Consider the following 11,328-nt stretch of genomic DNA (forward strand, 5'->3'; position numbering starts at 1 on the left):
TCAAGGGCGCAGCAGGAAGTCCGTAAACTTCCCGAGCTGCTGCTCTTGGGGCGTGCCGACGGACAGATGTAGTAGGCCGATGCCGGCGGCGAAGGTGGTGCCGGCGCGTAGGTCGGCCTCTTCAGTGCCAAAACCGTAGTCGCGGAATGCTTTTCGCACCTGCTCGAACAGTCGCCGGTCCGCGGCTTGGACGGCAGCGGCGATGTTCTTGTCGGATCGCGCCCATTCGCGCATGGCGCGTTCCAAAGTCCAGTGCCGCGGCTTGATGAGCAGCGCAATCATTTGAGACAGCCGTTCGCGGGGTTCGGTGTCGCCGAGCTGCTCGATCTCACGAAGTTCGTCGTCTTTTTGCTTTGTCCAGGATTCGATCAGCGCCTGGCGGTAGGCCGCCATGTCGACGAAATGCCAGTAGAAGCTGCCTTTGGTGACGTTCAGGCGGGAGCAGAGACGGTCCAGTTTGAGGGCGCTGAGGCCCTCGTCGGCCACTGTCGCATAGCCGGCCTGAAGCCAATCGTCCACCCCGAGACGGCTGCTGGTCCCCATAGACGGCAGCCTACGTGTGGAAGTATCGAGGTATGACTTCGCCGCGTGGCGGGTCGCGCGTGGGGACCCGATTTGGACCGTACGAACTGCGATCGTTGCTGGGTACGGGCGGTATGGGCGAGGTGTACCGGGCCTACGACACGGTTCGCGGGCGAGAGGTGGCTTTGAAGCTGCTGCGCCCGGATCTGGCCGCTGACCCGCAATACCAAGAGCGTTTCCGGCGGGAGTCGCAGATTGCGGCGCGGTTGCAGGAACCGCACGTCATTCCGGTGCACGATTTCGGCGCGATCGGCGGCGTGTTGTTCATCGACATGCGTCTGGTGGAGGGTGTTAGCCTTCGCGACCTGCTGCAGTCGCGCGGCCCGATGGAGCCTTCGGATGCGGTCGCTGTGCTTGCCCAGGTGGCCTCTGCCTTGGATGCAGCGCATGCCGACGGCCTGGTGCATCGCGATATCAAGCCCGAGAACGTGCTGCTCAACGCTGAAGCCTTCGCGTACCTCGTCGACTTCGGTATTGCCCGCGGCGGCGGCGACCCCAGTTTGACCGGTGCGGGCCTGCCAATGGGGTCCTATCTGTACATGGCGCCGGAACGCTTCAGCGGCGACTGGGTCGGCCCGGCGACCGATGTCTATTCGCTGACCTGTCTGCTCTACGAATGCCTGACGGGTAGTGCGCCTTTCGACTTTCCGGAGCCCGCAGCGGTGATGAGCGCGCACGTGTTCTCCGCGCCGCCGCGGCCGAGCATCATGCGCCGCGGGATTTCTCGGGCCTTCGACGGGGTGATCGCGAAAGGGATGGCCAAAAAGCCTGCGACACGATTTGTTTCGGCCGGTGAACTGGCGCGGTCGGCTGCCGCGGTGCTCAGCCAGCCGTCGGGTACCCGGCCGTTCACGACGTCGTACCCGAATCCTGGAGACACCGGGTACAGCCCCTATCCTTTGCCGCCTCCTGTTCCGGCGCCGCCGGCGGCCCGCAGTCGCGTCCCGGCTCTGGTGGGCGGGTTCGCGGCGATCATGCTGGTGATTGCGGCCGTGCTGGCGGCTGTCCTGGTGTTTGGTGGCCGGTCGGGTCCGTCGACGCCGTCAGCGATGCCTACCACTTCTTCGAGTACTCCGACGTTGTCGGGTCGCGTCGATGGCGCCGACGAGTTGGGATTCGTCGGGCATACGGCGCGATGTGACCCCGGCAGCCCGCCCGCGGCGATGATGCGGACGGCGAAGTCTCTGGTGGTGGTGTGTCAGGCCGGGTCGGGCAATTTCTACTACCGGGGCGAGCGGATCAGCGACGGCGCCCACATCGAATTGAGTGGTGCGGTAAGGGCTTCCGGCGGTTTCGACGTGGTGAACCCGGCCAATGGCGTGCGTTACGAAATCCGTCCGCAGATGTTGACCATCTACAGCGGGAGCCATGTCGATTCGGCTGAGCCGGCGTTGGGTTTTGCGTCGGGCGGTTGAGGGTGTGGGGTCACATCCGTCACTTGCGTCTCTGGAAAAGTCGGGTGTCTGTTTGCCCGCCTTTGAGCGACAACGCGGTTGTCGCTGTGAGGTGGGCAAACATGTTGCCGCTCCGGGTAGGGACGCAGGAGGCGCGTGCTGGAAGCGACTTGCGATATGGCGCTAGTAGCGCCAAAATGGCGCCATGCCAAGCGTGCAGATCAAGGACGTTCCAGAAGACACTCACCGAGTGTTGCGAGAACGTGCGGCACGCGCTCATCAATCGCTGCAGGAGTACCTTCGCAGCCGCCTGATCGACGAGGCGAACCAACCCACGTTGGAAGAGGTCTTCGACCGAGTGGCGTCGCGTCGCGGCGGTCGAGTGTCGGCCAAGGCCGCGGTCGAACACATCCGGGCCGAGCGTGATCGTCGTTGATGCGAGCGTTCTGGCCGTAGCCCTAGGTGACGACGGAAACGGCGGTGAGCGTTTCCGGGAACGTCTGAGCGGGGAGACGTTGGCTGCGCCGGAACTCATCGACCTCGAGGTGGTCTCGGTGTGGCGCCGCCATGTCGCCGCGAAACTGATGACCGCGGCAAGGGCGAAGGCCGCGGTCGATGATCTATCGGATCTACCGCTGCGTCGTTGTTCGCATCGGCCACTGCTGCGACGCATCTGGGCGCTTCGGCATACTGTGACGCCCTACGATGCGGCGTACATCTCCCTGGCCGAGACATTGGCCGTTGCACTTGTGACCGCTGACGACCGCCTGTCGCGAGCCGCGGGCGTCCGTTGTGAGATCGAAACGCTCGCCGATTGACGCCCTACTCCCCGAACACCACCCCAGGATTGAGAATGCCGGCTGGGTCGAAGCTTTCCTTGATGCGCCGCATCAACGCCACCTTGGCCGGGTCTTCCAGCTTCAAGTAGTACGGCGTCTTGGCGCGCCCCAGTCCATGCTCGCCGGAGATCGCGCCACCCAATTCCATTGCCAGCGCAAAGATGTCGGTCATCAACTGCTTGCGGGCCACCGGATCCTTCAACAGGATCGCCAGGTGCACATTGCCGTCGCCCGCATGCCCGCAACCCGCCACCCCGCCGCCGGCCGCTGAAGCCAAACCCCGCACCGTAGAAAGGAATTTCGGCATCGCCGAACGCGGCACCACGGTGTCGATGATGTCGTCGGCGCCGATCGCCTTGGCCGTCCAGAACGCCTTCTCCCGCGCCTCGATCAACCGCCGCGCCGACCCGCCTTCGAGCACATAAGCGTCCACGGCACCCAGCTCGGCGAGCAATTCACCGGTGCGCTCGACGTCCTCGTCCAACCGATCGGACGTCCGATTCTCAAGCCCCACAACAAGATACGCCGCACAGCTGTCCCGGATCCGGTCCGGAATACCCAATTCCAGATTCTGGGTGTGGATGATCGCGGCCATCGTCAGGTTGTCGATGTATTCGAGGATGTAGGGCGCCAGCCCGGCGGCCAACACGGCGGGCACCGCCGTCATCACCTGATCGAAGTCGGCGAACGGTGCCACCACCGTGGCGCTGTGGTCCAGGCGCGGGTACAGCTTGACGATCACCTCGGTAGCCAGCGCCAGGGTGCCTTCGGAGCCGACGATCAGCTGGGTCAGGTCATAGCCCGTCGACACCTTGGCGATCTTGCCGCCGGTGCGGATGATCTGGCCCGTCGGCAACACCGCCTGCAGCCCGAGCACGTTGTGCCGGGACACCCCGTACTTCACCGCACGCATGCCGCCGGCGTTGGTGCCGACGTTGCCGCCGACGCTGGCCGACAGTTCGCCGGGGTACACCATGTAGCGCAACCCGTATGCGTCGGTGGCGGCGTCCAGTTCGTTCAGCGTGATCCCCGGCTGCACGACGGCCACCTGGTTGGTGGTGTCGACCTCGAGCACTTTGTTCATCCGCTCGAACGAGATCAGCAGCCCACCGGGCTGCGGACGCGCGGCCCCCGATAAGCCGGACCCCGAGCCGCGTGCCGTCACCGGCACCTGGTGTTCCGAGGCGGCCTTGAGCAGTTGCGCGACTTCCTCGGCGGTGGCCGGCTTGGCGACGTAGGCCGGCTGCACCGGCGACTGCGTCAGCTCCTCGTCGTGGGAGTAGTCCTCGGGGACCGCGTCACCGGATAGGAGGTGATCGGCGCCGACGATCTCGGCGAACTGTGCTGTCATGTCGCTCATCGGCATCAATCTATCCTTCGTTCGGCCCTGGCAGGTGAGGACTTCTGACTCTCACCAGCGCACCCTTTCGGGGCGGATAGTAACCACCATGGAGCACCTGACTGCCCTCGACGCCGCATTCCTCGAAGTGGAAGACTCCGATCCCCACGTGAGCCTGGCGATCGGCGGTGTGTCGATCATCGAAGGGCCGCCGCCCACTCACGAGGAGTTCCTGGAGGCGTTCGCCGAACGCGTGCAATCCATTCCGCGCTGCACGCAGGTGCTCAAGACTCATCCGCTCGACATCGGTCCGCCGGAGTGGGTGGACGATCCGCACTTCGACATTTCGCGGCATCTGCACCGGCTTGCGGTACCGCACCCCGGCGGCGACGCCGAACTGTTCGAGATCGTGGCCGACGTGATGGAGCGCCGCCTCGACCGCGAGCGCCCACTGTGGGACTGCTACGTCATCGAGGGCCTGGCCGACGACCGGTGGGCGGTGCTGACCAAGTTGCACCACTGCATCGCCGATGGCATCGCAACCACACAGATGATGGCGAAGTTCAGCGACGAGCGCGGCGGTGAGTCCTTCGCCACGGAGATCCACGGATCCAAGGAGCCGGAGCGGCGGTGGTGGGACTCGAAGGTGAGCCTCAACCCGCTGACCTTGGCGAGGACTATCGCGCGCACGGCCTTTGGCGCGGCGTCCGCCGTCGAACACGCCGCATTGGGTGCGGCGGAGCTGACGGCGAGCATGCTCACCCCGGCGCCCGACACGTCGTTGAGCGGGTCGGTCACCAGCAGGCGGCGCTACCGGGCGGCCCGGGTCCGGTTGGCCGATCTGCACGAGGTGGGTGACGCGTTCGACGTGACGGTCAACGACGTGGCGCTGGCGGCGATCACCGCCAGCTACCGGCAGCTGCTGCTGGACCGCGGGGAGAAGCCGGGACGCAACTCGCTGCGCACGCTGGTGCCGGTGTCGGTGCGCGGCACGAACCACTTCAATACGACCGACAACGAGGTGTCGGGGATGCTGCCGCTGCTGCCGGTCGACGAGGAAGACCCGGTGACCCAGCTGGAGTTGGTGCACAAGCGCCTGCAGCATGCCAAGGACAGCGGCCAGAGCGAAGGCGGCAGTGCGATGCAGTCGGCGATCGGCAGCGTGCCATTCATGTTCTCGGCGTGGGCGGTTCGACTGCTTAGCCGGCTGCCGCAGAAGGCCGTGGTGGCGCTGGCGACCAACGTCCCGGGTCCACGTGCCGAACAACGACTGCTGGGACGCCGAGTAGTGGAGATCCTGCCGATTCCGCCGATCGCGCTGCAGTTGCGCACCGGCATCGCGATGGTCAGCTACGCCGAGAATTTCGTCTTCGGCATCACCGGTGACTACGACGCCGCACCCGACCTGGAGGCGCTGGCGTCGGGCATCGAGGACGGGGTGGCGCGGCTGCTCGAGATCAGCCGGGCCTTGCGGGTCAAGCGCGGCCACAAGACCCACAAGGCCTTGGCTTAAGCGACTTTCGGGGCGAAGGTGACCGGCAGCGTGCCCAGTCCGGTCATGGCCGGGTTGCCCAGGTAGACGTCGACGCCGGCTTCGTCGACGACGTAGTCGGGAATACGGTCGAGGACGGCCTTGACCATCACCTCGGCCATGGTTCTGGCCAGATGCGATCCGATGCAGCGGTGCGGACCGAGGCCGAAGGCCAAGTGGCGATTGGGGTTTCGGTCCAGCATGATCTCGTCAGGCCGCACGAACTCGTTTTCGTCATGGTTGGCGCCCAGCCAGCTGATGATGACTTTGTCGTTGCGCCTCAGGTGTTGGCCATTGAGCGTGACGTCTCTGGTGACGGTGCGGCTGAGTTGCTGATTGACCGAGAAGTAGCGCAGGAACTCGTCGGTGGCGGTGCGGTTCAGCTCGGGGTTTTGCCTTAGTTGGTCCCGCAGTTCCGGGTGAGTGCCCAGGTGCAGCAAGGTGAGTGAGGTCTGAGACGTGGTGGTGTCGACGCCGCCGCCGATGAGGTTCCAGATGATGTTGAGCAGTTGTTCGTCGGTGAGTCTGTTTCCGTCGTACTCGAATTGGAGCAGGAAGCTGGTCAGGTCCTCTTTCGGGTCGCCTCTTCTGAGGGCGGCATATTCGAGGACGCCCTGCATCATCTCGGGGACCGCGGCGATGGCTGTTGCGTATTCGGGGCTGTCCTGGGGGACGGCCATGACGGAGTGGAAGAGGTTGGCGTAGAGGTGCCAGTTGTCGTAGGGCAGGCCCATCAGCTTCATGGTGAGGATGGCCGGGACGGGGCTGGCGTAGTCGAGGACTAGGTCCATGTGTCCTTCGGTGATGTGCCGGTTGAGGAACTCGTGCGCCTTGTCCTCCATGAACGGCCGGAGTTTTTCGACGGCGCCGGGGGAGAAGAACGGCGCCAGGGCGTGTCGTAGGGCCTGGTGATAGGGGCCGTCGATTTCGCCGATGCCCAGGGCGGGTTGGCCTTCGGGGCGCGGGACGCCCATCTCGCCCTGGTAGTCGATGCCGTCGTCGGCGTTCGGCTCGTACTTGTGGGCGAAAGTGTCACCGTCTCGGGCGGTTTCGCGCACTGCGTCGTAGCTGGTGAGGAACCAGAAGCCGCCGTAGTTCTCGTTCCAGGCGACCGGGCATGTCCGTCGGAGCTCGGCGTTGATGGCGAGTTCGTTGAGGTTGAACTCGTCGGAGTGGTGGTCGAAGTTTGTCTTTACCTCGGCGGGGATGTCGGGCCGGGCTGTCACTTGTATGTGCCTCTCGGAGTGCGCGGCGCTTATTACGCTATCTTTGCATTATTACGCCATAGGAGGTGTGTGGCCATCGAGGACTGGGCTGGCGGGGCGACCATCGGCGGGCGGGTGATCCCTTCGGTGCCTGACCTGGCTCGCATGCGGCGGGATCGCTTCGCTCGGTTGCAGGCTGGTTTGGCTTCCGGCGGCTTGGACGGACTGGTGTTGCTCGGGTCCAGCGCGGTGTCCTATGCGACCGGGGCGTTGACGCCGTCGATGGATGGTGACACCGCGGCGTTGTTCCGGGCGGTGGCAGTGGTGGTGACGGGGGAGTCGGCGCCGCATCTATTCACGATGTTCGCCGACGGGGCTCCTTCGGATGTGGTGCTGCATGGGCCGTTGTTTCCGGATCTCGATGACGGGGTGTTTGCGTCGGAGCTGGCTTCGTTGTTCGGTGTCGGCGCGCGGCTGGGAATTGACCACTCGTCGCACGCCATGTTTCGCGGTCTTCGCGGTTATGAATGGGTGGACGCGTCGGGGGTGCTGGGTGCCGCGCGGGTGTTGAAGACGGTCGACGAGGTGGCGTGTATTCGGCACGCGCAGTGGCTGAATGAGCTAGCGATGGAAGACGCGTTGGCCGTGCTTCGGCCGGGTGTGCGCCAGGTCGACTTGAGTGCGGCGTTTCTGCGGCGGGTGTTCGAGCTGGGGGCGTCGGCGGGCGGGATCGATCCGATCTGGCAGCTGATGGCTCCTTCTCGGGCGTTGGGGCCGTGGACGGTGCATGGTGATCTGGCGTATCCGACCGTGACATCGGATCGGTTTCTGCGCTACGGCGATGTGATCTGGGTGGACGCCGGGATCATGTACGAGGGGTATGCCTCGGACTACGGCCGGACGTGGGTCGTGGGGTCTGAGTTGAATGGTGTTCAGCGTGAGCAGTTTCGGCGGTGGCGGGGCGTGGTCGACGCGTGCTTGGACGTGTTGCGGCCCGGGGTCTCGGGCTTGGACTTGTGCAAGGTCGCGGTGGCGGCCAATGACGGGGTGCGGCCGTGGATCGAGCATTTCTATCTGGCGCACGGGGTGGGGACCGACAGCGCGGAGATGCCGCTGATCGGGACGGACCTCGGCGAGGATTTCGACTCCCGGCTGGTGGTCGAACCCGGGATGGTGATGGTGTTCGAGCCGGTGATCTGGGACGAGGGTTCGGCGGGGTACCGGGCGGAAGACATTGTGGCTGTGACGGATAACGGGTGGGTGAAGTTGAGCGGCTCGGATTATGCGCCGTATGGGGCTTCGGCATGAGTCCGGTGGCGCGGGATCGCGGGGTACGCGTTGGGGTCATGGCTTTAGAGGACTCGAGTCGGGTTGACTTCGCTGCGTTGCGGGCTGAGCGGCGGGCGAAGGTGTTCTCCGGCATGGAATCTGCCGGCATTGACGCTTTGATTCTTGGCGGCGCCGGCAATGTGCACTACGTGTGCGGCGCGCGGTTGTTGGGCCGCGCGGGGGTGTTGCCGTTCGCGCCGGTGTGTGTGGTGGTGCGGTCGACCGGTCGGGTGCATCTGCTGTCGACGTGGGATGAGGGGGTGCCCCCGGAGATCGAGCGCGAGGATCTGTATCCGCTGAGCTGGAACCCGGCGAATCTCATGGCGTCGGTGGCGGCTATTCCGGGGTTGCGGGAGGCGCGGCGGGTCGGGACGGATGGGTTGACGGCTTCTACTGAGGCGATGATCGCGTCGTTAGCTGAGGGTGCGGAGCTGGTGGACGGGGGTGCTGTTCTCGGGGCGTGTCGGCGGGTGAAGACGGACGCCGAGATCACGTGTCTTGAAGTGGCGGCGGCGATTTCAGAATCGGCGTTGAGTGCGATGTCCGCGGCGCTTGGGCCGGGGGTTACTGAGCGGGAGTTGCTCGGTGTGAACTCCGAGCATGTGGCGTGGTTGGGGGCGCCGGTGCCGCCGTCGGAGAGTGTGTGTTTCGTTGCCTCTGGGGCGGTTGCGTTTCGGCATGTGGCTTCGGATCGGGTGGTGGCGGAGGGGGACTTGGTGGTGTTGGCGCCGGGGGCGCTGTATGCCGGGTACGAGGCGGGGTTGGCGCGGACGGTCGTGGCCGGCTCGGGCGGCTTGGGCGGCGTCGGTTCGGCTTTGGCGGAGCGTTGCGCGGCCGGGATGGATGCGTTGTTGGGGGCATGTCGCGCGGGGCGTGTTGGTGCTGATCTGTATCGGGCTTGGGAGGGCTGTGGGTTCGGCGCGGCTTCGATGGTGCTTGCTCATGGGTTGGGTCTGGGTGCTGAGCCGCCGGTGATCGGGTTGGGGCGTGGGCGTGATGCGGTGTTGGAGGAGGGGATGGTGTTGAGCGTCCAGTCGTGGGTCGTTGAGGAAGGCGTTGGCGGGTGTCTTCAGCGTGAGACGGTGGTGGTAGGGAGTGGTGACCCTTCGGTCTTGACGCGGTACGGGAGGTCGTAATGGGTTCGCAGCCGGTCGTTTTCAATCATGTCGGGTTGTGTGTGGGGGATCGGGAGCGGTCGCGGCGGTTCTACGAAGGGCTACTGGGGTTTCAGTTCTGGTGGGAGTTGGATGCGCCGGAGGAAAGCACAGCCGCCCTGTTGCAGTTGGCGCGGCCGGTGGGGTTGCATGCGACGTATCTGGTGCGGGATGGGTTGGTGCTGGAGCTGCTGGATTACTCGGGGCGGGTGGTGAGGGTCGGCGGCGAGCGGGTGATGGATCAGATTGGGCTGACGCACATTTCGTTTTCGGTATCTGACCTTCGTTCGGTGTTGGGGCGGGTTGGTGAGTTTGGGGGGAGTGTTGTGGAAGGGACGGTGTCGGAGGGGGCGGCGATGGTGCGGGATCCGGATGGGCAGATGTTGGAGCTGCTTTCTGATGGGTGGTTGGGGGCGTTGCCGGCTCGGCCGTGAAACGATTTTGCACTCAAAGTCGCGATGAACTAGATGCAATGAGTCGAACAATCGTCGAGCGTGGCCTCAGTTCATGTTGTCCCGTTCCGCCGGTTTAGCGTCGGGCTTCTTTTCCGACGACGGATCAGCAAGGCGGTTCCCCAATTGCGCCAGCTCCTCGCCGGCCGACCTGAGCAGTCGGCCTGCGGATGTCTTTGCCTGCTCGAGCCTCGCAGTTGCCGCGTCTAAGAAACTGGGAATGTGGAAGTCCTCCCATTCCTCAATCTGATGGCGTCGGGCTTTGGCGAAGCGATCAAGTTCTTCGCGCAGCTCGGCACGGTGAGTGGCGAGCTCTCGCACAGCAAAAAACCTGAACCCCTCGACTGCCTCTGGTTTGGCGAAGCCATCAAGCACTTGCTTCGCATCGCGATAAATCTTCGCATCCTCGCCGAGCTGATCGGCAACAAGTTCACGCGCCTCATCAATCGCGCGTAGAAGTTGCTCCGGCTGCGTTGTCTTGATTCGTTCGAGCTTTAGCCGTTGCCATTTGTATAACGATGCTTCCGCGACGATTAGCAAGCTCAAGGTTTCCCCAAGCCGGTTGTCTTTTATTGCGACGCGTAGGGTTTTTGCGCGCTCCTGCACCGGAAGACCGCGATCAAAGGATCCCACGATCCGACGCACATGGTCGCGTAGTTGCTCGACGGTGACGTTGAGGGCCGATCCAAGGCTGGCGACGGAATCCCAATACGCGTCTGGCAACGACCCGTATCTGTCCAAGGATTCGACCATGCGAGAAATGGTCTGGTTGTTGCCAAGAACGTCGCCCGCACGAGTCGCCTTGACCAATTCAAGCAAAGATTCGACCTTGCCCTCGACGCGTTGAACTGCTTCAGCCACCTCGGCGATGGCCGATGTCAATGCCATCTGCACGGCGATCAATTGCGCCGACACCATTGCCTCGGGACCAAACGTTGCAGGTCGCCATTGAAGCTGGGTGAGGAATTTACCATCACCCGAACGGGTCATCATGCGGAAGAAGCCATCAGTTCCAGGAATGAGGTTGCCGTTCTTCAGAGCTGTCAGGCTGTCGGGATGCAGCTGGACGTACTTCCCGCAAGTGCCAACTATCGATGCGGCACCCGCGGTAAGGGCTGCGGCATTTGCCGCAGAAGAGGTATCAATGCCCGCAACCTGCACCGTGCGCCCGGCGGCAGTCCGGAGACGAGTCAGGTAAGACTCCACTGCCTCGGGCTCACCACCAATCAGCAGGCCCTCATCGTGGTATGCCACTACCACCGTTTCGGGCTCAAGCATTGCTGGCGGTTCCCCAAGTCCTTCAGTGCTCATAGTGTTCCCCCTGTAGTTTTTCGCAGTGTATGCAAGGGCACAGACACTGCGCAGGGCCTTGTGACGGAGGCCAGGATGCTCGCATCGGTGGATCCGGTCTCTGTCACCGGGAGACTGTTGACGACGGTCCAAACGTAGGCCAGGAGTGACGGTCGAAAAGTAGGCCACGTGGTCGTATTTATTGTGCCGTGT

11 protein-coding genes are annotated in these 11,328 nt (G+C 64.2%); 7 read left to right on the top strand and 4 right to left on the bottom strand.

The window, feature by feature from the left end; all coding sequences use genetic code 11:
• Positions 1-543, bottom strand: coding sequence for a TetR/AcrR family transcriptional regulator (locus tag AWC08_RS09335; RefSeq protein ID WP_069434304.1), 543 nt, complete (start codon positions 541-543; stop codon positions 1-3).
• A 32-nt stretch (positions 544-575) separates the two neighbouring features.
• Here AWC08_RS09335 and AWC08_RS09340 point away from each other — a divergent pair, with 32 nt between their 5' ends.
• From AWC08_RS09340 to AWC08_RS09350, 3 genes are all read left to right on the top strand, one after another.
• A complete protein-coding gene (locus AWC08_RS09340; RefSeq protein WP_069434305.1) occupies positions 576-1,997 on the top strand; it encodes a serine/threonine-protein kinase in 1,422 nt (473 codons plus the stop codon).
• Positions 1,998-2,181: 184 nt separating this feature from the next.
• Positions 2,182-2,412: a FitA-like ribbon-helix-helix domain-containing protein gene (locus AWC08_RS09345; protein WP_065134080.1), complete on the top strand. Its 231-nt coding sequence runs from the start codon at positions 2,182-2,184 to the stop codon at positions 2,410-2,412.
• The gene (locus AWC08_RS09350) at positions 2,399-2,794 is read left to right on the top strand and encodes a type II toxin-antitoxin system VapC family toxin (protein WP_069434306.1); all 396 of its coding nucleotides are present in this window, start codon (positions 2,399-2,401) and stop codon (positions 2,792-2,794) included. The genes AWC08_RS09345 and AWC08_RS09350 overlap by 14 nt, the downstream gene beginning before the upstream one ends.
• Before the next feature lie 4 nt (positions 2,795-2,798).
• Here the strand turns inward: AWC08_RS09350 and AWC08_RS09355 are convergent, their stop codons facing one another.
• Complete coding sequence (locus AWC08_RS09355; RefSeq protein ID WP_069434307.1) at positions 2,799-4,175, bottom strand: FAD-binding oxidoreductase; 1,377 nt, start codon at positions 4,173-4,175, stop codon at positions 2,799-2,801.
• Positions 4,176-4,263: 88 nt separating this feature from the next.
• Between AWC08_RS09355 and AWC08_RS09360 the strand changes: the two genes are divergently transcribed.
• Positions 4,264-5,667: a WS/DGAT/MGAT family O-acyltransferase gene (locus AWC08_RS09360; RefSeq protein WP_069434308.1), complete on the top strand. Its 1,404-nt coding sequence runs from the start codon at positions 4,264-4,266 to the stop codon at positions 5,665-5,667.
• Here AWC08_RS09360 and AWC08_RS09365 read toward each other — a convergent pair.
• Positions 5,664-6,911 (bottom strand): cytochrome P450, encoded by a 1,248-nt coding sequence (locus AWC08_RS09365; RefSeq protein ID WP_069434309.1) that lies wholly within the window; start codon positions 6,909-6,911, stop codon positions 5,664-5,666. The two genes, AWC08_RS09360 and AWC08_RS09365, sit on opposite strands and share 4 nt — an antisense overlap.
• A 69-nt stretch (positions 6,912-6,980) precedes the next feature.
• Here AWC08_RS09365 and AWC08_RS09370 point away from each other — a divergent pair, with 69 nt between their 5' ends.
• From AWC08_RS09370 to AWC08_RS09380, 3 genes are read left to right on the top strand one after another with little or no spacing between them, the layout of a single operon-like run.
• Positions 6,981-8,198 carry a M24 family metallopeptidase gene (locus tag AWC08_RS09370; RefSeq protein WP_308207266.1) on the top strand — a complete coding sequence of 406 codons (1,218 nt, stop codon included), beginning with the start codon at positions 6,981-6,983 and terminating at the stop codon, positions 8,196-8,198.
• Between the two features lie 38 nt (positions 8,199-8,236).
• Positions 8,237-9,355 carry a M24 family metallopeptidase gene (locus AWC08_RS09375; RefSeq protein ID WP_069434317.1) on the top strand — a complete coding sequence of 373 codons (1,119 nt, stop codon included), beginning with the start codon at positions 8,237-8,239 and terminating at the stop codon, positions 9,353-9,355.
• Positions 9,355-9,807, top strand: a complete 453-nt coding sequence (locus tag AWC08_RS09380) for a VOC family protein (RefSeq protein ID WP_069434310.1) — start codon at positions 9,355-9,357, stop codon at positions 9,805-9,807. The genes AWC08_RS09375 and AWC08_RS09380 overlap by 1 nt, the downstream gene beginning before the upstream one ends.
• A gap of 66 nt (positions 9,808-9,873) precedes the next feature.
• Here the strand turns inward: AWC08_RS09380 and AWC08_RS09385 are convergent, their stop codons facing one another.
• On the bottom strand, positions 9,874-11,136 hold the full coding sequence (locus tag AWC08_RS09385; protein WP_069434311.1) for a hypothetical protein: 1,263 nt from the start codon (positions 11,134-11,136) through the stop codon (positions 9,874-9,876).
• Positions 11,137-11,328: the final 192 nt, after the last annotated feature.

It is taken from the genome of Mycobacterium gordonae (assembly GCF_002101675.1).
Taxonomy (GTDB): Bacteria; Actinomycetota; Actinomycetes; order Mycobacteriales; family Mycobacteriaceae; genus Mycobacterium; species Mycobacterium gordonae.